Source organism: Streptomyces sp. NPDC101776, assembly GCF_044766845.1.
Taxonomy (GTDB): domain Bacteria; phylum Actinomycetota; class Actinomycetes; order Streptomycetales; family Streptomycetaceae; genus Streptomyces.
Window position 1 is genome coordinate 61,301 of the sequence record NZ_JBIWMV010000029.1, and the last position, 23,053, is coordinate 84,353.

Consider the following 23,053-nt stretch of genomic DNA (forward strand, 5'->3'; position numbering starts at 1 on the left):
CGAACACTGGACGGCCGTTGCCGCCGTCATCACCGCCGTGACCGGTGTCGTCACCTTCCTCGTAGGCTTCATCGGTCTGCCGGCAGCTGGAGTCAACTCGCCTGCCTCCAGCGTCGAGACGGCAACAGCCACGATCACCGCCACGACAACGGCCACAGTCACGGCAACAGCGTCTGCACCTTCAGATGCCTCCGACGCGCCAGCTTCCGGCTCTCCTGCCGTGCGCTGGTCCGGTTCACTGCTCGTCTCAGGTGACTTCGACCTGGACGCGATTCCACCCCGTGCTGTCCTCCCGACTGACGGCGACATCGCGTTGTACCAAATCAGTGCCGGACAAGAGGCCGAATTGACGAGCGTTAGGGCGAGCTTGGCGGTAGTCCCTGCAGGGGAGAACCCGGATTCCGCAAAATGCGCCCTGCTCTCACAGACCCAGGGACAGCGCAACGCAACCCTTCCGCTCACTGCGGGAGGCAAGCTCTGTCTGATCACCAACGAAGGACGTAGCGCGCTCGTCACCGTGACTACCGTGCACCCGCAAGCCCGGAACGCGAGCCTTGACGTCATCATCTGGCAGAAGACCGACTGACACCGAAGCCTCCTGGCCGGCGGAGCCGAGTGCCTGCCCTGAGTGCCAGCCGGTGCGGCGGTGGGTAGCTCTCAGAGATGGCGAAGAAGACGAAGAAGAGGCCGGGGTCGTCCAGTGGGCTGACTCGGCTGACGAAGCAGAAGGTGATCGACGGCTTATCCGGGCCGGACGGCGTGCGGATCCGGTACGCGGTGCCGGAGGAGGCCGGCGCAGTGACCGAGCTGGCGAAGATGGCCGACGACGACATGGAGACCGGCCATCTCGAAGCGCTCGCCGCAGGGCAGTGCGGCACGTGGCTGCTGGACTCGCTCGCCGGCATCGACCCGGCCGAACCGCTCGTACGGGCGCTGTCGGCGGGAGATCTCCAGCCGGCGGCTGCCGCCCTGTCCCTGCCCCTGGTCGCCCGGGACCGCGACGGACAGGTCGTCGGGGCGCTGCTGGCCGTCCCGTCGGGGAGGATCACCTCCGGCATCGCCCAACTGCCGGGCTCCCGGCAGCAGGCGCTGCTGTCGATGCTGAAGTACGCGAAGATCAAAGCAGTCGCGGTGCGCGAGGATGCCCGGGGGCGTGGGATCGGGGCCGCGCTGCTGAAGCGGTGTGTGCAGGTGTACTGGCAGCTGGACTACATGCTGCTGTTCGGCGAGTTCGCCACCGAGCGCGACCTCGGGCCCTACTACACACGGCAGGGCTTCACGGTGCTGGGGTCCGGGCAGGCGATCGATGTCGGTACCCTCACCGGCGTGCCGCTCCAGCTCTTTGCGGGGCCGGGCGAGACGTTCTTCTACCGGTGGCGCGGCAACTTCCGCTGAAGTGGCCGGCCGGTCACCTGCGGAGCAGGTCCGGGCGGGCGTCGGCGAGCACGAAGGCCCGCTGGAGCCCCGTCTACGAGGACCGGCGTGATGCGGTAGCGGCGTGCGCGTTCGTCGCGCTCCAGCAGCATGGACCGGCTGTCGGGACCGATCCGCCGGCGCACCGCCCGGATGCTGGTCAGGGTCCCGCCGATCGTCCTCGGCGAGATTGGCGTGTCCGGGTGGCCGGTGAAGTAGTGCTGTATCTCGTCGTAGGTGGCGGTGCCGCCCAGGTCGGCGATACGGCGCAGCACGGCCCGGGCTCCGGGCACCAGTGCCGCAACTGGCTCGAACAGTATCCGGTCCGACCAGCCCTCACCCAGGTCGTCGGCGCTGAGATCCTCCGGGCCCGGGCGGGGTTCGACGGCCGGGGCCCCCAACCAGCCGGCCGGGACGACGGGGCGCAGCCCGAACGCGGCCTGCACCGCGGCGATCGCCTCGTCGTAGGTGTCCGTCTCGGTGTCGATCGTCAGCCGCACCCCGCCCCCTTTCCACGATCGGCGTCACCGATCTTGCCCCAACAGCCCACCGTCGGCAGCCCGTTGCCGATGCACGCCCCAGCGCCACCGGCTTACGCCACCTGCTTCCCGCCGTCTGGGGCCGCCGTGAGGGCGTGCTTGAGCTGGCTGCGGGCGTCGGCGCGGTCGGGTGCGGCAACCTCGCTCCAGAAGGTGTGCGTGACGATCGCGGTGGACACCTTGCGTTCCTGCTCCCGCAGTGCGGCGACGTCCTGCTGTTCCTGCTCGGTCCATCCCGGCGAGTCGGAGCGGGCCGGGGACGCGGCGAGCCAGTGGCCCTCGGGGCGCTGCCACCCTTCCATCGCCTCGCCGAGTAGGGCGGCCTCCTCCTCTACCGGCACCGCGACCTCCTCGAACGCGTCCACGCCGCCGCAGCCGTCCCACCGGAAGAAGGCCGGATCGCGGCCGTCAGCCGGGCCTCGCTGCAGTCAGATCTGACCAACGCGCTGGAGCGGAATAGACGGATGGCAGTCCGGGTCCGGCAGCTGGAGAAGCGTCTTTCCGAGAAGCTCGGTGAAACCGCCTGGCAGGAATCCGGCCTCGGTGCGTCACCCGACATCGACCAGCTTCAAGGCTGCATCACGATGCTCGAACAAGACCTGGCCGACATCAGGGGTCTGCTCTATGAGCGGACCGAGGAACTCGATGCCGCGCGAGCGGCCAACCGGGAACTGACCCGGGCACTGAACCACGCCCGCTGACGCCATCTGCGCAGCCCCGACATCTGTTCACGCCCGTCACCCTTAGCGGTCGATCTGCTCGGCCGGTCGCCTCCTGTCCGTCGTGGTTCCACCGAAGATCCCGCCGCCTTCCTGGCGGCACAGGGCGAACAGGCCGGTTTTCAGGTGCCGATGACAAGGGTGTCATCTGGTGGCTGCGGAGGGGGGCTGGGGGACAGGTGGTGTCTAAGGGCGCCGCCGGATTCGCGGGTGAAGGGGCCGGCGGGGTCCAGACCGAGGCGGCTGGCGAGGTCGCGGGCGTGGAGGCGGGCGGCGGCCTCCAGCAAGGTGGCGTAGATGTCGGCGGCAGAGCGGGTGCGGCGCCAGCTGGTGACAGCGAGGACTGCCGAGATGGCGGCGGCGGGCCACCACCACGCGGCAAGGGGGAGGTAGAGCAGGGCCCAGGCGGTCAGGGTCGTGGCCCGGGTGAGGGCCTGGCGAGCGGCGGTGATCTCAGTGCGCACGGTGTCGGGCAGGATCAGCCATAGGTGCGGCCACAGGGCAGCCAGGTCGAGGTGGTAGTCGCGCTCCAGGCGTACGGCTACGGCCTGGATGCGGTCGCCGCTCCAAGTGGGGCGTTCGGGGCACTCGGGGGAGATGCGGATCATCGCCGCACGGGCGGCCCGCCGTGCTGCGGGGTCGACCTGTGCGCCTCGGGCGCGGGCGCGGGCTGCTTCGTCTCGGTAGCGGTGCCAGGCTTCGGCGGCCGTCACCCAGTGGGTTTGCCGCCATGCGGTGGCCCGGCGTGCCAGGTTGCGGACCCCGACAGGCCAGGTGTGCCAGTCAGCGGCGAGGTGAAGCTGTTCGGCCAGGGAACCGAGAGCTTGCGCGACCACTCCCGCCGTGGCGGCGCCGCCCAGCACCGAGGCCAGCAAAATCACTTGGCCTCCGGCGCTCCCAGCGGCAGGGGCGTTGGCCCACTCGGTGATCTGGCCGGTGAGCCGGTGAAGGTCGAAGGGGTGGCTATGGCCAAGGGTGCGGGCAGCAGCGACTACGGCCAGGTAGAGAGCTCCGGGCAGGACCAGTAGGGACAGCCATCGTTCAGCGAGCTTTTTGCCGAGTTCCGCCAGCATGCCCCCCATCTGCTACAACCGGTCCCGGCGCAGAGCATCCCCACTGATCGCGCAGCAGGGCACGGGGACAAGTCCCTGCGGCCACCAAAAGCGTGTGCACCGCCCGGCCGGGCACAGGTACACAGGCTCAGGCGAGCGCTCCCGATCAACGCCCGTGGGGTGAACACCACTGCGATCTGCTGTACCCCCGTTGTCGCTGTATGCGTACAGGCCTTGGACGTCGCCGAGAGCCTGCAGTGCGGCGTGCAGCACATTTACCGGGCCAGCTATCTCTCCGCCGCTGCGTGCTGCGGTCAGCACTTCCTCGAGAATGGTGTCGTTTCCGGCCCGGCTCTGACACAGACGCCTGCGAATGTCCTCCGCTTTCGCACAGACGATCGCCAGTCTGTCCTGCACCATCGCATCCAGATCAGTCATGCGTTTCCCCCAGCCCCCTGGCTCGGTCCGGTCAGCGCTACTGCTCACGCTGCCCAGACCGCCCAGACAATGGGAGCGTATCCCAGCATCTCCCCATCACTCAACGGATTGTGCTACAACCATCACATTACGTGAGTGGTCGGGGGTGCAGTGCGTGATGAACGGCTGGCTGCAGTGTGGGCACGACTGCAGTGGATCGGCGAGACCCATGATCTGTCCGCCATACTTGAACTCGAAGCTCTCCGAGAAGCGCAGGAACTCGCCGACAATCACGACGAGCGTGATCTGGAAGTCCAGTTCACGCTCGGTTGGTTCCACTTGCACCGCTACTACGCGCTACCTGAAGGTGCAGATCAAGCAGCTCTGACGGCCGCCGTTGAAGCGTTCACTCCGTGTTTCGCTGCCGGCATCCGCGGTCTGCCAGAGCCGTTGCTGCCGCATCTTGCTGATGCCGTAGCCCCGCTTGCCGTCCAGATGGGCCAGTATGCGCAGTTCTCGCCCGACGTCGGCCATCTCTCCGCCGCGGCAGATCTCTGGCAGCGCATCGTGCAGGTAACCCCGGTCAACCACCCCGACTGCCCTGAGAGGCTGTCTAACCTCGGGGCCGTGCTGGGATTCAGGTTCGAGCGGACTGGTGCGCTGGAGGATGTGGATGCGGCTATCGGTCATCTTCGGGAGGCGGTGTCCGCCGCCCCCGCCGACCACCCCAACCGCATCAGAATGCTGTCCAGCCTAGGAGCTGGGCTGGGAGCCAGGTTCGAGCGGACTGGTGCGCTGGAGGATGTGGATGAGGCTATCGGTCATCTTCGGGAGGCGGTGTCCGCCGCCCCCGCCGACCACCCCAACCGCCCTGGGATGCTGTCTAATCTCGGCAACGTGCTGGGATTCAGGTTCGAGCGGACTGGTGCGCTGGAGGATGTGGATGCGGCTATCGGTCATCTTCGGGAGGCGGTGTCCGCCACTCCGGCCGACCACCCCAACCGCCCCATGCGGCTGTCCAATCTCGGCACCACGCTGAGGTCCAGGTTCAAGCGGACTGGTGCGCTGGAGGATGTGGATGAGGCTATCGGTCATCTTCGGGAGGCAGTGTCCGCCACTCCGGCCGACCACCCCAACCACGGGCTGTGGCTCTACAACCTCGGGAACGCGCTGGACAGCCGGTCTAGGCGGACTGGTGCGCTGGAGGATGTGGATGAGGCTATCGGTCATCTTCGGGAGGCGGTGTCCGCCACTCCGGCCGACCACCCCAAGCGCCTCGATATGCTGTCTAGTCTCGCGGGTGCGCTGGGAGTCCGGTTTGGGCGGACAGGTTCGCTGGAGGATCTGGACACTGCGATCAGCTACCACCACCAGGCAGTGGCCGCCACTCCCATCGACCAACCCAACCGCCACATCACGCTGTCTAACCTTGGCATCGCTCTGAGCAAACGGTTCGAGCGGACTGGTGCGCTGGAGGATGTGGATGCCGCTATCGGTCATCTTCGGCAGGCAGTGGCCGCCATTTCGGCCGACCATCCAAACCGCCCTTTGATCCTTTCCAGCCTCGGGGGCGTGCTGGGATTCAGGTTCGAGCGGACTGGTGCGCTGGAGGATGTGGATGAGGCTATCGGTCATCTTCGGGAGGCGGTGTCCGCCGCCCCCGCCGACCACCCCAACCGACCGGTGATGCTGTCCAACCTCGGAAGCACGTTGGACATCCGGTTTGGGCGGACTGCTGCGCTGGAAGATCTGGAATCTGCGATCGGCTACCACCGCCAGGCGGTGGTAGCCACACCCGCCGACCACACCCATCGTCCTGGAATGCTGTCCAACCTTGCGGTCGCGCTGGCCAGCCGGTCTAGGCGGACGGGTGCGCCGGGGGATATGGATGCGGCTATTGATCATCTTCGGCAGGCGGTGGCCGCTACTCCCGACGAACACCCTGAACGCGGGCAGTTGCTCTGGAACTTCGGGGACGTCCTGCACGCCCGGTTCGATCAAGTCGGGGCGCCAGAGGACTTGGAATGGGCAGCGTCTTGTTGGCTGGAGGCGTCAGAGGTTGACGCGGCGGCTCCCGCACTCCGTGTCCGGGCTGGGGCGGCGGCGGCTCGTCTGATTGCGCAGTCCGGTGATGTGGGGCAGGCAGCGGAAGTAGCGGAGACGGCGGTGCGGTTGCTGCCCCAAGTGGCCCCACGCCGTCTGGAACGCATGGATCAGCAGCATGCGCTCGGAGGTGTCGTCGGGCTTGCCGGTACGGCCGCTGCATTGGCGCTCGCCGCCCCTGGCGGAACCGCTACCAGCCGGGCGGAGCGGGCCTTGGGGGTGCTGGAGGCGGGCCGGGCGGTGCTGCTCAGTCAGGCGCTGGAAACCCGAAGCGATCTGACCGATCTGCGTGAGCATCACCCCGGGCTGGCACGCCGGTTCGCCGAGCTGCGTCAAAAGCTGGATGAGCCCACGAGTACCACGGCCCCCGCAGAAGCCAGCATCGAAGCCGAAGTCCTGGGGCTTCAACAGGACCACCTGGTGCAGGACAGGCACCGGCTGGCGGAGGAGCTCACCGCCCTCCTGACCGAGATCCGCAACCTGGACGGCTTTTCCTCCTTCGCCCTGCCACCCACCACGGACGAACTCCTTACGCAGGCATCCCAGGGCCCGGTGGTGGTGTTCAACATCAGCGACCTCCGCAGCGATGCCCTGCTGCTCACCACCGAGGGCATCACCAGTGTGAAACTGCCCCGCCTCATCCCCAACACGGTGATCGACCAGATCAACACCTTCCGGCGGGCGCTGCATCTGGCGGTGGCCGGGGCTGACCCGTCTGAGCGGGAGAACGCTCAGGCCGCACTCACGGAGATCCTTCAGTGGCTATGGGACGCAGCCACCGGCCCCGTGCTGGAAAAATTGGGATACGACGGTGCGCCCGCAGTAGAGAGCGAGGACTGCGAGGAGCGATGGCCACAGGTGTGGTGGGCACCGGGCGGACTGCTGGGTCTGCTGCCGCTACATGCGGCGGGCTACCACACCGATGCGGCTGACGACCCACGTCAGCGTTCCGTGATGGACAGGGTCATCTCCTCCTACACGCCCACCGTGCGCGCGCTGCGGTACGCGCGCGAGCGCGCCCATTCCCCCACAGCGGCGCGGAATCTGATCGTCGCCATGCCGACCACACCCGGGCTGCCCGACCACGGCCGGTTGCGCTTCGTCGACGCCGAAGCCACGATGCTCCAATCCCGCCTGCCCAACCCTGTGCTGCTGAAGGAGCCAGACCCCGCTGACGGACCTGCCGAGCCGTCTCCGCCCCTGCCGATGAAGGCCCACGTTCTGGAACACCTGCCGCGATGCGCGATCGCGCACTTCGCCTGCCACGGTGCCAGCAACCCCTCCGACCCCTCGAAGAGCCAGCTGCTGCTCCACGACCACGCGGACGATCCGCTGACCGTCGCCAGCCTCGCCCCCGTCATGCTCGGCCAGGCCAGACTGGCCTACCTGTCCGCCTGCCGCACTGCAGTCATCGACACAGCCAAACTGCTCGATGAGGCCATCCACCTCACCTCTGCCTTCCAGCTCACCGGGTTCCCCCATGTGATCGGCACCCTGTGGGAGATCAACGACGACATCGCCTTCACCATCGCCGACCTGTTCTACGCCGCTCTACAGACCAACTCCGCAGGTTTAGACCCTGACCGGGCAGCCCACGCTCTCCACAATGCCGTACGCAAGGTCCGCGACGGCCACGACCTGTTGCCAGCCCTCATCGACCGCAGGCAAGTTCCTCTGCTGTGGGCCGCCCACCTGCATGCCGGCGCGTGAACACTACGACCTCGCCGGTGAGAGGTGCCGGTTCGGCAGACTCGTACGAAGCCACACCCGCCCGGATGCCGTTATGAACGCACCACCCACGAGTCCGGCTACAAGCCCCTTTCGGAGACTCGAACCCACGACCGTTTCCCATAGGCCGTAGGACGCCGGGGCCTGCGCAGAGCGTCGTGGATCACCCAGCTGCCAACAGCGACACCCCAACGAGCGACAGCACCACAGCTGTTGCACTGGCTAGAGTTCAACCACGAGCGGCTGCGCTGCACATACCCGAGAGGTACACCTCTACTACAGCCTCACTCTCCCAGAGAACTTGGGAAAGTCCTAGCTCACCGCATAACACTAGTTCGACTCACGCCGTCAGGCGCACGACGTGCCGGGCAGGCGAACTTCGCAGCGATAACGACCGTGGGAGGCTGGATGCCTGGGCCAGCCTCCCACTCACGTTCCGGTCAAGCGTGTCCGGCCTACAAGTGATCGCGGAGCCAAGCGGCCAGCATCCCGATAGCGAGGGCCCCGACGGCACTGGCGGCACCGCGGACGAAGCCGGCCACGGCAGTGCGGGACAGCCTTCGGCGAGTTATGCGCGTGAGCGAGGGTGCTCGCTTGTCGCGGCACGCGGTCATGTACGTGTTCCCTTCGCGTGAGTGTGCCCTCTCGCTGTAGTGGATCTCGACCGTCGAACACCAGTGGTGAAGAGTTGCGGGATCCGCCCCGCGAGGCGGCGTGTGTCTGGGAGCATGCGCATGCCGCAGGTTCTTGCACAACTCGCAAAAACCCCTGTGAGCTGGGACTTTGTCACGGAGGAGAAAGAGTGGGCGACGCGTTCTTAGCCAAGCCCGGCGACAGTGTCGGCCCTCGCGCCGGGCAGAGTCGGCCCGGCCGCCCGACGACGGAGCCGGACTCGCTGCTCGGGCCCGAGCTGATCGCCTGGATTCGCTGGCTGAGCGGGATCGTCGATCAGACATGGCCGACCAGGCGGGAAGCGGCACGGGCACTGAAGATCCGGGAGGATGAGCTGTCCCGGATGCTGACGGGCCAGCGGATGCCACCCCGGGAGTGGCTGGACGGCATCCTCGTCGAGGCAGTCCGCCGGGCCACGGGCCACACGGCACAATTCCAGGAGCGGGAACAAGCCCGCCTCCGCTACATGGATGCTCTCCGGCACTTCGAGGAACAAGAGAAACAACGGCCGGGCAAACGTCAGGCAAGGCGCCCCACTTGGTACGAATACACCCTTCATGATCAGGCTGAGGAAGCCGCACGTCGTGAGGAGACCATCCTTGGCCAGCTTGAACGGGCTCATACGCAGCAGCGCACACTCCGTGCAGAACTGCACAACCTGCGCGAGCGCTGGAAAACAGCAGTTGCGGAGTTGGAACAGGCCCGTCGGCAAGCGGGCGAGAACACAGAGCAGGCGACCCGCCTGGTACGTGATCTAGAGGAACAGATCGAGGCCCGCGAGCTGCAGCGGACCACGATGCTCGCCCGCATCCGCAGTCAGCAGACTGAGCTGGGCATGCTCCGCAGAAACGGCGATCAGATGCACCATGAGCTGCGCGATCTCAAGCAGCGCCACGAGTGGCGCACCGACCTGGGCCATCAGCTGAAAGAATGGATCAGCGTAAGAGAGCACGCACAGAACATCACCACGGCCAGCATCGGCGTCGGAACGGCGACGTGGCTGGTCAACGGATTCACACTCCAGGGCGGAACAGGCCAGAAGGCGACTGCCGTACTCGTCTGTACCGCAGGGCTTTGGATTATCTTCGGGATGTTCTCCGTGATCGTGGTGTTCCCCACCCGCTGGGCCATGACCGCTGTGAGCCTGGCCTCCTACTTCAACTGGCGGCGCGTAGACCGTCACCTGATGACGATCGTGCCCCTGTTGAGCATCCTGGCCATGGCTGCAGGATGCGTCCTCTTCCCGTACTCCCTGTGGCTGTCCTCGAACTCGCTGTGCCACGAATGGCTGGGCCTGCCCATCACCCTGGAGGCTGGTCTGCCCACCGTGATGGCCACTTTGGTCATGGTCGTGGCCGCCATCCTGTCCCATGCGGTCATCAACCTTCTGGCAGCTCCTGCTCGGATCCTCCGCGCGATCATGCTCGTGCGTCAGATCAAGCAAGAGAATGACCCTGCTGACGCCAGCTTGCCACGCTAAGTCCAAGCACTCAGGGCCGACCGCATGCGCTCCGCCCGTGGCCGTCCTCATGGATGATCAGCACGACTCGCAGCAGCTGGCCCCGCGAGGCGGCAAGGTCCTGGACGCCCTCACCAGGGCGGAACGCAAGACCGCCACCCGGCCCGCGCCGAAATCCGCGAAGGCTCAGATGAAATTCCTTCTCACACACGCGGAGGGGTCGACGAAGGCCCTCGCCGAACGCCTGGGTGTCTCCCGCCGTACGGTGCAGTGCTACCGCGCCGGGCAGCAGACGAAGCCTCAGAAGAAGCTCCGCGCGGCCCTGGTGGAGGAGACCGCCACGGAGTGGCAGCCACAGGTCAGGGCACAGGCGTGGGAGCGCGCGGCCACATCGAGCGGCATGGTGGTGGAGGTCTACGCCTCCTTCGGGTTCACCTGCTCGGGCAGTTCTGACGACGGGCGCGAACGGTTCATCAGCACCCCAATCCCGCCCGTCTACGTCAAGGAGATCCTCCGTCTCCAGAAGACCATAGCGACGGAGAGGACCTCCATCCGATCGTCGCCGACGCTATCACCGAGTCATATTTCACGGAATGTGGCACACGCGTGGAGGGACTCCGAGCAGATTTCATACACGTCAGGTCGATAGATTTCCAGTTCTGAAAAATTGGAATTCAGGGTCTGCTATAAACAGATTCGCGGGCCGTCGTGCAGCGCTCTGACAGCGGCCCGCCTTTCTTTTCCCGGCGACGAAATGCGAGGCCCTGATAAGCACCCCCTGGACCCGGCGGAGCACCCGTCGGCCTCTCGCCGGACGCGCGGCCGCGCCCCGCGAGGCGGTCGGCCCCGCACGCATCGGCCGGCAGGTGGTCCGCCCCCGCGCGACGGGGATGACGGCCGCCGACGTCGCGGCGGCCCTCGAGGACGCCCGTTTCGACGCGCGACATGACTCCCGACACGAGCACCTGGCCGACGACGAACGCGGCCGCGCGGAGCTCGTGGAGTGGGAGCGCATCGAGCAGCTGCTCGCCGACGCCGCATCGGGCGCCGTTTACGACCCAGGCGTCGACGTCCACGAGGAGCTCGTCGCCGAAGCCGCGTCCGCCACCGCCCGGGAAGCCGAGTGGTGCGAAGCCGCCCGGATCGCGGCCCGCGCCGACGAGCTCCAAGCGCTGCGCGAGCTCGGCACGTTGGAGCAGACCGAGCCGTGTACCGGAGACGAAGCCGTCCGCGACGAACTCACCCGGCGAGCCGGCGGGTACGTCCAGGCCGACGTCGACGCCTGGCTCGCGCATGCTCTGGCTGCGCACGTCGGGCACTACCGCGATCCGGCCGCCCGCGAGGAAGCCGCCGGCCTTCTCACCCCGCCGGTCCTGGCGTACGCCGCGCTGCTCGTCGAACTCGTCCGCCTGGTCCCCGGCCCCGACGTCGACCAGCTGGCGTTCGCGGCCCGGTTCGCCACCGTCGAGCCCGAAGCCGTCGGCGCGCTCGCCGCGTTCCTCACCCGCGCCCGGCCGTAGCACCGCATCCGTGACCTCCGGGAGCGGCTGCCGCGTCGTCACACCGACTGGTGTCACACCGACCGAACTGGCCCAGAAACGCGGGCCCGAAGGCCGGTTCCGCGTCACCTGCGGATCAATGTGACACGGGTTTCGAGTACAACTACGTTCCACATCTGATGGGGAAGCAGCGCGGGGTAGTGATGGGGCGCGGGTCTGGTTCCTTCTGCTGGTCAGCGATCCAAGCACTCAGGACGAATGCCGACATCACCACTGCCAGGGCAGCCCACGCCCGTATGGCTACCGGGAGGCTGCTCCACCACAAGCGCCACTCTGTCGCGTTCTTCGGCCGGTATGGCTCAACAGCTGCGCGATGCCCGGCCCTTCGGGCGTGTTCGAGTTGGGCTTCGGACCTCTGGCCTTCTTTTCTGCCCCTGATCAGAGCGCCGCACTCGCGGCACCTCCACATGTCCTTGCGCGTCAGCCCCACCTTGGCGTGGTCCCCTGCCGTGGTCTTCGTTGAAGACCCCCATTCTCGCGGGCACGACCGGCGATCTCGTCGAGGATGCTTGCTTCCAATCGCGGCTGAACTCCCGGCACCCGGAATCCCTCTTGCTCTGGTTCAGCGCCAGTTGGAGCATGGGCCGCATGGACTACCGCCCCCTGCTCGCCCAGCATGCCCTCCCGCTCACCCACGAGGTGGATGAGTGGAACAAAGCTGCCCATGCCACGGGCCTGAAGGCCTACGAGTGCAAGGCTTCGTACATCTGCGGCGCGATGCGCGAGTTCATGCAGGCTTCCGGACTCAACTTGGCGAACGAGTACCACCTCGGGGCACTCTTTCTCGCTCTCGACGCCACAGAGCTGCTCGGACGTGTCGTCTCTGGTACGCGTCGCCCCACTAGCTCACGCCGCAAAGGCCCCCGCGAGCCCAGTCTCACTGAGGTACTCCGCAGGGGCGTCAAATACGTGGGTGACCATGCCGACCCGCAGGTCAGGTCTCTACCGCACACGCCTCAAGACTATGCGAAGCTACGAAACTTCGCCGGTCACGGTGCCACCTATCTGGCGAAGGGAGTAAATTTCGATCCCGACTCGACGCGCCTTCTGCTCCGCCACTTGTCCCACACTCTGAACACAATGTGGGACGACCGGGCGGTACCCACCAAGCTGGCCGCAGTTGAGATCCATCCGGTCTACTCCGAGAAAAACGGCATTCGCCAACTGGTGTACGTCCAAGAGATCCAAGACCATCTCAAAGAGAACGGGCCAGGAGACAGACTGCGCGACAACGACTGGCAGAACCAACCCGACAACATCGTAAGCATTGACAACTCCTCTCCCCCGGTCACCGGCGCTGGCTAGAACCCCGGCACCATCCAAAACTCGACGAGACTGGCCGTCCTCTTGATCTACGTCACGCCCCGTCTAACTGAGCGCGGACCGGTGCCGCCGGAAGGCTCCCGGCATCCTGAAGCGGCCGATACCGTTGCAGAGGAAGCCAGTTCCCCCATGGAGGCCTTGATGAGTGAACAGCCGGCCCCCTCCGATCATGCCCGGCAGCAGCTGGAGCCCGCGGCCGCCGACGCGGTCCGCGCGTACGCGGCCCGGACCCGCGAGAGCGCCGACCAGCTCGCCGCCGTCCTGGAGGACATCGCCACCAACGGCCTGCCCTCGGTGGAGGACTGCACGCCGTGGGAGGAACTGCGCGAGGCCCACCTCGCCCGGCTCGCAGCCCAGCGCCCGGCCGTCGCCTGATGCCTGCACCACACGGCCCGCGTCGCGCCCGGATCGCGTTCTCCGACTCCGCCGCCAAGCAGCTGAACGCCATCACCCGCGAAGCCGAGCTGCACGCCCTGGACCGCGCCCTGGTCGTCATCTCCGTCGACCTCGAGGTCGGCGAACTGCTCCCCGGCGACAGCAGCGGGCCGCGGCTGCGCCAATACGTCGACGACGTCGAACGCGTCCGTCTCGTGTACTGGGTGACCGCGCTGAAGATCGTCGTCGTCGCCTTCATCGAGGTCTGACCCACTAAGGAGCCGCCGTGCCGACCGCCCTCCAGCAGCTCTCCGCCCACCGCGAACTCAGCGCCCTGCGCGCCGTACTGGAGTGTCCCCAGAAGGCGAGCGCCCTGCGCGAGGGCGCCGCCGGGGACTCCGGCACCGGCCCGGCCTGGCTGATGTTCCTGTGCTTCGAGCACTCCGAGCAACTGCCCGGGTGGCCCGGCGTCCGCACGCACGACGACCACGGCTCGATGCCGTGCGGCAGCGTCCTGGACTACCGGCCGACGGAGCAGCTGCTCCAATCGCACGCCGACCTGTGGCTGACCCCGCTTACCGGCGTCGACCCGGCCGCGTCCGGCGGTGCGTGGTCCGACGTCCTGGACCAGGCCGACCGCGCTCTGCTCGCCCGCGCGGAGCGGGAAGCCGGCGGCGAGGACCCACCGCTGCAGAGCATGCTGACGATGATGGGAATGGCCTGCCGGTCAGCTGCCGAGGACGACCTCAAGCAGGCCGCTCTGGCGCTGGGCTACTGCGAGACGATCGCACTCAGCCTGTAGCCGCGGGACGGTGCGCAGCATTCGCACGACCGCCTGCGTCGACGCCTCCGTGCAGCACCTTGCACCCTTCACGACCTGCGACGTCAGAGAGTAAAGCCAAGGTTAGAACTCGTTAATGTACAGCTCGCCGTCAGTGCCGATTACCAGTGCGTCGACGCGTCCCGTGCCCCGGCTCGCGGTGGTTACCCCGTGGTTGGTGATACCGCCCAGACTCTCCCAACCTGACCATCCGCCGTCGAACCACTTGTGGTAGACGGCTCTGTCATCTCCGCGGTGGAAAAGATCGATGCGTCCCGGCGACCATGAGCTGGCGGCTATTCCCCGTTCGGTGAAGCCGCCGATGTCCTCCCAGCCGGACCAGCCAGCGCCGTCGGCAGCGGTCCACTTGTGGTGGATGCTGCGGTCATCGCCCACGGCGAAGACACCGACCCGGCCGCCTCCCCAGGTCTGCGCCGCGGGAGTTAACTGTCGCCCGAAGTGGCCGCCAAGGCTTTCCCAGTCCGACCATCCATTCCGGTATCGCTTGTGGAGCAGCGAGAAGTCGGTGCCCGAGATGCAGAAGACGTCAAGTCGGCCATCGCTGTCGACGCAGGAGGCCGGGGAGCTGCCCAGAATGGGGCCGCCAGGTGGCCCACCGCCTAGATTCTCCCAGTCCGACCACCCGTATGGACGCTGCATCGATCGGTGCAGCAAACTGGTCGCGGCGTTCACAAACAGGTCGTGGCGGTCACCGTCCTGCCATGAGGTGAGCGCGGGCGATCCGATGATCGCGCGCCCCTGCGGCTGTCCGATATTGCTATAGGGAGACCAGTAGTCGTTCCCCAGATATGGCTGCTCCCACAGATCGCCGCTGTACGGATTCTTGTCTTCCTGGCAGACGACGTCCAAGACGCCGCCGTAGCCGGATGCGGCAGGTGCACTGGCAGGGTGAAAGACACCTGGTCCGAAGGTGGTTCGCTTCCATCCAGACCAGCCCATGGGATGGCTCCTTCCTTTGGCGCGGCCAAGGAGTGAACGGTACATAGCCTATCGAACTAGGCCGCGCAGGGTTACGCGATCTGGAAGTTCGCCGATCGCGCGGGCGAGACACTAGGGTTCTGGCCTACTGGGGCGCGGACCAGGTCAGCTCTCGCGCGGGGCCCTACGCGGCTTCCTTGATAGCCACCCGCCTTGGTCGGGTAGCTCTCACCCTGCGCGACGATCTAGCCGTTGCCGGCCTTGCGCCGGAACCGCCACTGGTGGGCCGTATCTTCGTAGACCTCGAAATGTGCCGACACGCAAAACGCTTTAATTCGGCGCATTTCGAGGTCTACAGCCCCGCCGTTTTCGTCCCGCAGTGTTCAGGATCGCTGCGTCGTGTGAGACGTCCGTGCCCGGGGGCGCGGGTGGGGATGGCTGGGCGTAGATGTGTCCGCGGAGCTGGTGAGGGAGAAGCAGCGGCTCCTGAATGCGAGGGAGAGCCGGCCGGTCATTCGACATGTCAACACACTCCGCATCCCGGGGGAACCTCACAATCGGCCCTCTGAGCTCCGGCGGACGCGCAAGGATGGGGAGGGTGACCGAGTCCTCACCCGCCCCGAAAACCTCCGGTTCCCCGCAGCAGGTCGGCTACCGGAGCGACCCCCACTTCGAGGACATCGCGAACGCCTCCTGGTGGCAGATGGCCGCCCGTCTCCCCAAGACGCTCGCCGCCGCCGCGCGCCTCGGGTGGGCCGCCGACCGGCCCGCGATGCTCTGGCTCGCCGCCTGCCAGCTGGTCGTCGCGGTGTCCTCGGCCGTCGCGCTCGGCGCGCTGCCCGGCGCGATGAACCACCTGTTCACCGGCGGCCCGGTCGCCGACAGGGTGTCCTCGGCGACCGGCTCGCTGATCGTGGTCGCCGTCGCCACCGGGGTACGGGCCGGGGCCGACGCGCTCGCCGTATACGCCTCCGCCCGGCTCGCGCCGGAGGTCGCCACCGAGGCGGACCTCCAGATCATCGCTGCGACCCCCGAGGTCGAGCTGGAGGCGTACGACCGACCCGGGTTCACCGACCGCCTCCAGGCCGCCGGCAGGGGAGCGGAGGCGACCGAGAACCTCATCGGGGATGCCCAGGCCCTGGTTTCCGCACTCGCCCAGCTCGTCGCCGCCGCCTCTGTATTGACGGTGCTTCACCCGCTGTTGCTGCCTCTCCTGCTGTTGGCCGTGGTGCCCAAGGGGGCCGCGGCCATCGCCTCGGCCCGTGTCCAGCACCGCGCGGACTACCAGAACATTTCGGACAACCACCTGCGCTACCTGCTCAGGTACTACTCCACCGACCGGCGCACCGCCGCCGAGGTCCGCGCCACCACGATGGCCGGGTTCCTGACCTCCTGGTATCGGGAGATCACCGACCGGATCAAGGCCACCCACCGGTCGGCGGCGCCCCGCGTCCTGCGCGTCACCCTGCTCGGCGCCGCGATCAGCGGGCTGATGCTCGCGGCGACGTGGGCGGCGCTCGGCTGGCTCGCCGCGAGTGGCCGGATGGACCTGGCGATCGCCGCGACCGCGGTCATCGCCGTGCGGACGTCGACCGGCGCGCTGACCTCCATGGTGATGGCGGCGGCGAGGCTGTTCCGGACGTCGCTGTATCTGGAGGACTGGCAGGCGTTCCTGCGCCGGGCGAAGGCCCTGCGCGCCGTACGCGGCACGACGGAAGTACCGGCCGAAGGCCCGGCCGAGATCCGCGCCGAGAACGTCACATACACCTACCCGGGCGCCGAGACCCCGGCGGTCGACGGCGTCAGCCTCACCCTGCGGCGCGGCGAACTGGTCGCCCTGATCGGCGAGAACGGCAGCGGCAAGACCACCCTCACCGCCCTCCTCACCGGCCTGCGCACCGCCACCGGCGGCACCGTGACCTGGGATGGGACCGACCTGAAGGAGGCGGACCCGCACAGCGTGTGGGCCCGGGTCGGCCTGGTGCCGCAGGACTACACCCGCTGGCCCATGGACCTGCGCGCCAACATCCACCTCGGCCAGCCCCGCACCGAAGACGACACGCTCCTGATGGAGGCCGCTCGCGCGGCCGGCGCGGACAGCGTCATCGCGAAGTCCCCGTACGGCCTCGACACGTTGGTCGCGAGCTCGAACTGGGGCGGCACGGATCTGTCCGGCGGGCAGTGGCAGCGCATCGCGGTCGCTCGCGCGTTCTACAGGGATGCCGCCATGCTGATGCTGGATGAGCCCACGTCCGCGATGGACCCGCGCGCCGAACACCTCGTGATCAGCAGGTTCAAGGAACTCGCCGCGGGCAAGGCCGCCATCTTCGTCACCCACAACCTGGAGAACGCCCGGATCGCCGACCGCATCATCGTCCTCGACGGCGGCCAGGTCCGGGAAACCGGGACGTGGCAGGAGCTGATGGACCTCGGCGGATTGCTGGCCGAACTCTACAAGCTGGCCCAGGACCGGTGATCACCAACCGGATCCCGCCCGGCTCGACCACCAGCGCGCGCATCCATGACGTCCTCCTCTGCGGTTACCGGTGGTTCGTTAGATCCGGTGGTGATGTGGGTTGACGGCCGGTCGGGTTGGTCGTAGGCCGGTGGTAGGAGGCAACTGCCTTGCCGGAGGCTGAAGATGACTGCTCGCCGTCCGTGTCCGCCCGCGCCGGGGCCGTTGGAGGACTACGCGGCCCGGTTCGACGACCTCTTCTTCAGCCTGGCGCAACGGCGAGGGTTCCGCGAGTACCTGACCGGGCTGCTGGCGCCGCGGGAGCGGAACAAGACGATCACCTGCCTGGCCGGGGCGGAGCCGGTGGCGGGTGCAGGGATGCCGGGGGTGCAGCGGCTGCAGTTCTTCCTGTCTGAGTCGCCCTGGGAGGCCGAGCGGGTCAACGACCGGCGCCTTGAGCTGCTGCGCGAGGAGCCGGCGACGGCTCCGCACGATGGCGGGGTGATCGTGATCGACGACTCCGGAGACCGCAAGGACGGCACCGCCACCGCGCATCTCGGTCGGCAGTGGCTGGGGCGGCTGGGCAAGACGGACAACGGCATCGTCACGGTGACCACGGTGTGGACCGACGGCCGCGTGTACTACCCGCTGCATGCGACTCCCTGCACCCCTGCCCATCATTTCGCCCGCGGCCGGTCCGATCCCGCCTTCCGTACGAAACCGCAGCTGTCCGCTGCTCTCGCTGCCCGTGGAAAGGCGGCGGGCTTCGGCTGCCGGGCGGTGGTCGCCGACTGCGCCTACTCGGTCAGCGACACCTGGTATCTCGCACTGCGCGAGGCCGGCCCGGCCTACGTGGTCGCGCTCAGGCCGCACCGCGGCACCTGGGCCCGGGCCGACCAGCCGCACACCCCCATCGAAGCAGCCCACGCCTTGGCCTGGCACGATGCCGAGCATCCCGGCGACTGGACACCCGTGGAACGTCACTTCCGCGACGGACACACCGAGACCTGGTGGGCCGCCGATGCCCACTTGAGTGGCTACGGACCCGACTCACCCTGCCGTCTGGTCGTGGCCACCACCGACCCGGCCACCCTGCCGCCGAAGGCCACCTGGTACCTGGCCACCAACCTGCCCCACCCCCACGCACCCCACGCCACCACCGGCCCCCACTCATCGGCCGACCGCACCGAAATCGTCCGCCTCTACGGCCTGCGGCCCTGGATCGAGCAGAGCTACAAACAGATCAAGGACGAACTCGGCTGGGCCGACTTCCAGGTCCGCTCCGACCGCGCCATCCGCCGCCACCAGACTCTGGTCAACTGCGCCTTCTCCTTCTGCTGGGACCAGTGGTTCACCCCATCGGGACCCCTGGATCCCATCGCACAGGACTCGTGCCCCGACGACCGGCCAGAGAGGGGGACCAAGCAAACCCCACCCACCCCAACTGCCCTGCTGGCCCAGGGCACTACGTTCAGTCCGCGCATGGCTCACCCCCGCCACCACCCTCAATCAATGGTGGCGAGCCTGGACGGACACGGACCCGCCCGCCGAGCTGCAGGCCCTGATCCACGCGGTCACCAACGGACAGGGCATTGACCTCTACCGCCGGATCTAACGAACTACCGGTAGTGCTGGATTCCTCTTTGGCTGGGTATATGTCCTGGTGGCGGGGTAGTTGACGGTGCTCGGGGGCGGGTGCTGGGCGATGGTTTTACGAGCACGGCCGGGGCGTGATGAGGACGAGCGGAGCGTCGTTCGGCGGTTGTCGCGGGCGCGGAAGGCTCCGCGTGATGCGGTGATGCGGGCCCGGATGATCGAGCTGAGCTGGTCGGGGCTGCGGGTGCCGGCCATCGCTGTTGAGCTGGACTGCAGCCAGAAAACAGTGCGGTGCTGGCTGCACCGCTTCAACCGCTCGGGCCTGGACGGGCTGGAGGATCTGGGCGGGCAGGGCCGCAAGCGGCGGATCACCGAGGAGGAACGCTCCAGAATCATCTCCCTGGTCAAGACCGTGCCGCCGGGGCGTCTGAGGTGGGAACCGGTCGGGGAACTGTGGGCCTTCGACGAGTCCGGTCCGGCCGAGTGGACCCTGGATTCGCTGGCCGCAGCAGCCTGGGCGGAGGGGATCGAAGTGGGCCGCTCGCAGGTCCGCCGTATCCTGCTCGCCGAGGGCGTGCGCTGGCGCCGCACCCGGTCCTGGACGCGGTCGAAGGACCCGGACTTCGTCCCAAAAGGACAAGGATCATCGGCCTCTACACCCACCCGCCCGACGGCGGCACGGTGATCTGCGCCGACGAGCTGGGGCCAGTGATCCCCCGCACGTTCCCGCCCGCACCTGCCTGGTCACCGGACGGCCACCGGATCAAGGCGGAACTCGACTACAGCCGCGGACCGGAGAAGACCTGGGTCTACGGAGGCTTACGTGTCCGGGACGGCCGGCAGATCACCATGACCGCTTCCTCCCGCAACAGCGTCTTTTACCAGCAGTTCCTGCAACAGGTCGAGGACGCCAACCCGGCCGGCGACATCTGGATCGTCACCGACAACCTGTCCTCCCACAACAGCCTGTCCACCCGGACCTGGCTGGAGGACCATCCCCGCATCCACCACGCCTTCATCCCCGTCGGCGCCTGCTGGCTCAACCTGCAGGAAGGCTGGTGGCGAATCTTCCGAAAAACCGCCCTCGCCGGCCGCTCCTTCGCCAACCCCGACGACATCACATACGCCACGACCCTGGCGACCGACCAGCTCAACGCCCGTGCCAGACCATGGATCTGGGGCAGCCCACAGGGTCTGTAAAGCGAGCGGTGTAACTGGGCTTGGTCTGGCTAGAGTTGGCCTGCGGTGAGGCGACCGTCGAAGGCCAGGTCGAAGGCGTTCATGGCGCCTTTCCAGCGCATGGTCCAGCGTTTACGGCCGGCGCCGGTCGGGTCGAGGCTCATGACAGCCATGTAGACGCATTTGAGGGCGGCCTGCTCTGTGGGGAAGTGCCCGCGGGAGCGGACGGCCTTGCGGATGCGGGCGTTGACGCTCTCGATGCTGTTGGTTGTGCACACAATGCGGCGTATTTCTGCATCAAACTGGAGGAAAGGCGTGAACTCGGGCCAGCTGGACTCCCAGAGGCGGACGGAACCGTGTCGTGGCCGCGTCCTCGGTCGGCGCGGTGTAGACGGGCTTGAGTGCCTTCGCGATCTTGTCCCAGTCCTGCCGGGCCGCGTAACGGAACGACGCCCGCAGCAGGTGAACCACGCACGTTTGCACCACAGTTCGCGGCCAGACCTCGCCGACTGCGTCGGGCAGCCCCTTCAACCCGTCGCAGACCAGCATGAGGACGTCTTCGACGCCCCTGTTCTTGAGTTCGGAAAGTACTCGGAGCCAGTGTTTCGCGCCTTCGCCGCCGTCGCCGGCCCAGAGGCCGAGGATGTCACGGTGTCCCTCGGCGGTGACCGCCAACGCCACGTAGATCGGCCTGTTCGCTACTTGGCCATCGCGAATCTTGACGTTGATAGCGTCAATGAAGACGACCGGGTACACGCGGTCGAGCGGACGGCTCTGCCATTCCGCCATGCCATCCATCACCTTGTCGGTGATCGTGCTGATGGTCGTCTTGGACACTGCCGCGCCGTAGACCTCGGCCAGGTGCGCGGAGATCTCCCCGTGCGTGAGGCCCTTCGCGGACAGCGAGAGCACCATCTCGTCGACGCCGGTCAGCCGTCGCTGCCGCTTCTTGACGATGGCAGGCTCGAAGGAGCTGTCCCGGTCACGGGGCACGTCGATCTCGACCGGCCCGATGTCCGTCAGCACCGTCTTGGACCGTGTGCCGTTACGGGAGTTGCCGCCGTCCTTGCCCGCCGGGTCGTGTTTGTCATAACCGAGATGGTCGGTGATCTCGCCCTCCAGAGCGGACTCCAGAACCGCCTTGGTCAGCTGCTGCAGCAGCCCGCCCTCGCCGGTGAGCTGCAGCCCCTTGCTGCGGGCCTGCCCGACGAGCTGGTCGATCAATTTTTGCTCGACCGTCGCAGCATCCGGCGACGGATCCGCCTGGTCATCGGCGGCCACGAACTCGGTCACGGTGTCAGTCACTTGATGTCTCTTCCATGATCATCAATTACACCGGTGAGCGTACAGACCCCACAGCCGAGGCAAGCGGTGTCAAGCATCAGGTGAAGCCGCAGCGTCAACTATCAACCGAGACAGGACAGCTTGCCGTGGGCACGGGCCGATACGACGGTGGCTACTTCTTCGAGGGCGAGCTGCTGCTGCTCCATCTGGAGACCGGCGAGACCCGATCACTCATCGAGCACGAGATCGGCCGGCAGGTCCTGGGGTTGGAGTGGCTCGACGAGCAGGCCCTTCAGGTCCTCATGGCGCCGCCCGATGACTGGCAGGACAAGCAAGCCTGGGTGGAAGGACACGTCGCAGTGGTGCACCGGGAGAACTGGGCTGCTGTCCCCGGCCGGTCGCTCACCGGACTTGATCTTGCTGGTCCGAGGGTGCCTGCCCCGCGCCCGGACGGCCGCGAGGCTGCTCGCCGTGTGCTCGCTGAAGTCAGTGCAGCCTGGCGCATGCAGGCCACCGGTCATGCGGACGATCTGTGATCGCCTCAAACCGCTTCGGCTAGCAAGGTGGGGAAAGCCGTCTGTTCGTCGAAGAGCTCGCGTTTCTGGAGGCAGTGGTAGAGCTGGCCGATCATGCGGTTGAAGAGGTTGCGCTGGGCGGCCGCGTGCCAGTCGCCTTGTTCGCGGCGGCGCCGGTACTGGGTGTTGGCCCCGGGGGATGCCCGTAGTGAGGAGAAGGCCCAGAGGTATCCGGCGTGGTTGAGCCGGTCGTTCTTCACCCACCGTCTGGTGATGGCGGACTTCTTGCCGGAAGCACGAGTGATGGGTGAGGAGCCGGCGTAGGCCTTGAGGCCGCGGGCGTCGGCGAACCGGGCACGGTCGTCGCCGATCTCGGCGAGGACGCGGGCGGCGAGTTGGATGCCGAGGCCGGAGAAGCTCAGCAGGATCTCGGCGTCCGGGTGCTGGGGGAGGGCCTCGACGAAGACAAGCCACTCGAGAAGGAACTTGGCCGGGACCTGCGCGACTTCCTACGCGGGCAAGGCCTGCGCGTCGATCTGGAAGTCAGCAATGTAGGAGCCGGCCGCGTCGACATCGCCTGGCGCCCTCACGACGAACTCATCACCCTCGAACTCAAGCGGGACTGGAAGTCCCCCACCTGGGACGCCTACGCCAACGCTTTCCTGGACCAGGCCATCTCCTACCAGGTCAACGGGCCGCCTGTGAATTTCCTCGTCGTCCTCGATCTCACCGACAAACCTAAGGGCCTGGCCTCGGTACCAGCCTGCGTCCACGTCCGCACCGTCCCCGGGCCCGCCGGCGACCCCCGCCCTCGCACTGTCATCATGCTGCGAATCCAGGGCAACAAGCGTGATCCGTACGGCCTTTGACTCAGAATAGGGTTGATGGGGCTATTTGAATCTCCTC

General features: G+C 67.3%; 21 protein-coding genes and 2 pseudogenes. 17 read left to right on the forward strand and 6 right to left on the reverse strand.

Annotation, left to right across the window (positions count from 1 at the left end; all coding sequences use genetic code 11):
- Window positions 1-37 precede the first annotated feature (37 nt).
- Together ACIRRY_RS47255 and ACIRRY_RS47260 are read left to right on the forward strand one after the other, a co-directional pair.
- Complete coding sequence (locus tag ACIRRY_RS47255; RefSeq protein WP_403985821.1) at window positions 38-586, forward strand: hypothetical protein; 549 nt, start codon at window positions 38-40, stop codon at window positions 584-586.
- 77 nt (window positions 587-663) lie between these two features.
- Window positions 664-1,395, forward strand: a complete 732-nt coding sequence (locus ACIRRY_RS47260) for a GNAT family N-acetyltransferase (protein WP_403985823.1) — start codon at window positions 664-666, stop codon at window positions 1,393-1,395.
- Here the strand turns inward: ACIRRY_RS47260 and ACIRRY_RS47265 are convergent.
- Both ACIRRY_RS47265 and ACIRRY_RS47270 read right to left on the reverse strand, forming a co-directional pair.
- Window positions 1,368-1,913: a hypothetical protein gene (locus tag ACIRRY_RS47265; protein ID WP_403985825.1), complete on the reverse strand. Its 546-nt coding sequence runs from the start codon at window positions 1,911-1,913 to the stop codon at window positions 1,368-1,370. The genes ACIRRY_RS47260 and ACIRRY_RS47265 overlap by 28 nt on opposite strands.
- 92 nt (window positions 1,914-2,005) lie before the next feature.
- On the reverse strand, window positions 2,006-2,293 hold the full coding sequence (locus tag ACIRRY_RS47270; protein ID WP_403985827.1) for a nucleic acid-binding protein: 288 nt from the start codon (window positions 2,291-2,293) through the stop codon (window positions 2,006-2,008).
- A 123-nt stretch (window positions 2,294-2,416) separates the two neighbouring features.
- Between ACIRRY_RS47270 and ACIRRY_RS47275 the strand changes: the two genes are divergently transcribed.
- Window positions 2,417-2,653 carry a hypothetical protein gene (locus tag ACIRRY_RS47275; RefSeq protein ID WP_403985829.1) on the forward strand — a complete coding sequence of 79 codons (237 nt, stop codon included), beginning with the start codon at window positions 2,417-2,419 and terminating at the stop codon, window positions 2,651-2,653.
- A 140-nt stretch (window positions 2,654-2,793) separates the two neighbouring features.
- On the opposite strand, the gene ACIRRY_RS47280 is transcribed toward ACIRRY_RS47275, so the two are convergent.
- Complete coding sequence (locus tag ACIRRY_RS47280; RefSeq protein ID WP_403985831.1) at window positions 2,794-3,552, reverse strand: hypothetical protein; 759 nt, start codon at window positions 3,550-3,552, stop codon at window positions 2,794-2,796.
- 759 nt (window positions 3,553-4,311) lie between these two features.
- Here ACIRRY_RS47280 and ACIRRY_RS47285 point away from each other — a divergent pair.
- From ACIRRY_RS47285 to ACIRRY_RS47320, 8 genes are all read left to right on the forward strand, one after another.
- Entirely contained in the window at window positions 4,312-7,953 is a 3,642-nt protein-coding gene (locus ACIRRY_RS47285) for a CHAT domain-containing protein (protein WP_403985833.1), read from the forward strand.
- A gap of 820 nt (window positions 7,954-8,773) precedes the next feature.
- Complete coding sequence (locus tag ACIRRY_RS47290) at window positions 8,774-10,123, forward strand: hypothetical protein (protein WP_403985835.1); 1,350 nt, start codon at window positions 8,774-8,776, stop codon at window positions 10,121-10,123.
- Between the two features lie 37 nt (window positions 10,124-10,160).
- Window positions 10,161-10,751: a telomere-protecting terminal protein Tpg gene (gene tpg, locus ACIRRY_RS47295; RefSeq protein ID WP_403985837.1), complete on the forward strand. Its 591-nt coding sequence runs from the start codon at window positions 10,161-10,163 to the stop codon at window positions 10,749-10,751.
- Window positions 10,752-10,968: 217 nt separating this feature from the next.
- Complete coding sequence (locus ACIRRY_RS47300; RefSeq protein ID WP_403985839.1) at window positions 10,969-11,622, forward strand: hypothetical protein; 654 nt, start codon at window positions 10,969-10,971, stop codon at window positions 11,620-11,622.
- Between the two features lie 498 nt (window positions 11,623-12,120).
- On the forward strand, window positions 12,121-12,966 hold the full coding sequence (locus tag ACIRRY_RS47305) for a hypothetical protein (protein ID WP_403985841.1): 846 nt from the start codon (window positions 12,121-12,123) through the stop codon (window positions 12,964-12,966).
- Window positions 12,967-13,125: 159 nt separating this feature from the next.
- Window positions 13,126-13,359 carry a hypothetical protein gene (locus ACIRRY_RS47310; RefSeq protein ID WP_403985843.1) on the forward strand — a complete coding sequence of 78 codons (234 nt, stop codon included), beginning with the start codon at window positions 13,126-13,128 and terminating at the stop codon, window positions 13,357-13,359.
- On the forward strand, window positions 13,359-13,628 hold the full coding sequence (locus tag ACIRRY_RS47315) for a hypothetical protein (protein WP_403985845.1): 270 nt from the start codon (window positions 13,359-13,361) through the stop codon (window positions 13,626-13,628). The genes ACIRRY_RS47310 and ACIRRY_RS47315 overlap by 1 nt, the downstream gene beginning before the upstream one ends.
- A gap of 17 nt (window positions 13,629-13,645) precedes the next feature.
- On the forward strand, window positions 13,646-14,161 hold the full coding sequence (locus tag ACIRRY_RS47320) for a hypothetical protein (RefSeq protein WP_403985847.1): 516 nt from the start codon (window positions 13,646-13,648) through the stop codon (window positions 14,159-14,161).
- 102 nt (window positions 14,162-14,263) lie between these two features.
- On the opposite strand, the gene ACIRRY_RS47325 is transcribed toward ACIRRY_RS47320, so the two are convergent.
- Window positions 14,264-15,139, reverse strand: a complete 876-nt coding sequence (locus ACIRRY_RS47325; protein ID WP_403985849.1) for a hypothetical protein — start codon at window positions 15,137-15,139, stop codon at window positions 14,264-14,266.
- Window positions 15,140-15,707: 568 nt separating this feature from the next.
- Between ACIRRY_RS47325 and ACIRRY_RS47330 the strand changes: the two genes are divergently transcribed.
- From ACIRRY_RS47330 to ACIRRY_RS47345, 4 genes are all read left to right on the forward strand, one after another.
- Window positions 15,708-17,594, forward strand: a complete 1,887-nt coding sequence (locus ACIRRY_RS47330; RefSeq protein ID WP_403985851.1) for an ATP-binding cassette domain-containing protein — start codon at window positions 15,708-15,710, stop codon at window positions 17,592-17,594.
- Between the two features lie 165 nt (window positions 17,595-17,759).
- Window positions 17,760-19,169 (forward strand): IS701 family transposase, encoded by a 1,410-nt coding sequence (locus ACIRRY_RS47335; protein ID WP_403985853.1) that lies wholly within the window; start codon window positions 17,760-17,762, stop codon window positions 19,167-19,169.
- Between the two features lie 109 nt (window positions 19,170-19,278).
- Window positions 19,279-19,854, forward strand: coding sequence for a transposase (locus ACIRRY_RS47340; RefSeq protein ID WP_403985855.1), 576 nt, complete (start codon window positions 19,279-19,281; stop codon window positions 19,852-19,854).
- A 23-nt stretch (window positions 19,855-19,877) separates the two neighbouring features.
- On the forward strand, window positions 19,878-20,369 hold the full coding sequence (locus ACIRRY_RS47345; RefSeq protein ID WP_403985857.1) for a transposase: 492 nt from the start codon (window positions 19,878-19,880) through the stop codon (window positions 20,367-20,369).
- A 29-nt stretch (window positions 20,370-20,398) separates the two neighbouring features.
- Here ACIRRY_RS47345 and ACIRRY_RS47350 read toward each other — a convergent pair.
- Window positions 20,399-21,629: pseudogene (locus ACIRRY_RS47350) on the reverse strand (IS256 family transposase).
- A gap of 38 nt (window positions 21,630-21,667) precedes the next feature.
- Between ACIRRY_RS47350 and ACIRRY_RS47355 the strand changes: the two are divergent.
- On the forward strand, window positions 21,668-22,168 hold the full coding sequence (locus ACIRRY_RS47355) for a hypothetical protein (RefSeq protein WP_403985859.1): 501 nt from the start codon (window positions 21,668-21,670) through the stop codon (window positions 22,166-22,168).
- 5 nt (window positions 22,169-22,173) lie between these two features.
- Here the strand turns inward: ACIRRY_RS47355 and ACIRRY_RS47360 are convergent.
- A pseudogene (locus tag ACIRRY_RS47360) lies at window positions 22,174-22,590 on the reverse strand (transposase); the annotation flags it as partial.
- Between ACIRRY_RS47360 and ACIRRY_RS47365 the strand changes: the two are divergent.
- Entirely contained in the window at window positions 22,543-23,016 is a 474-nt protein-coding gene (locus tag ACIRRY_RS47365; protein WP_403985861.1) for a hypothetical protein, read from the forward strand. The pseudogene ACIRRY_RS47360 and the gene ACIRRY_RS47365 sit on opposite strands and share 48 nt — an antisense overlap.
- Window positions 23,017-23,053 lie beyond the last annotated feature (37 nt).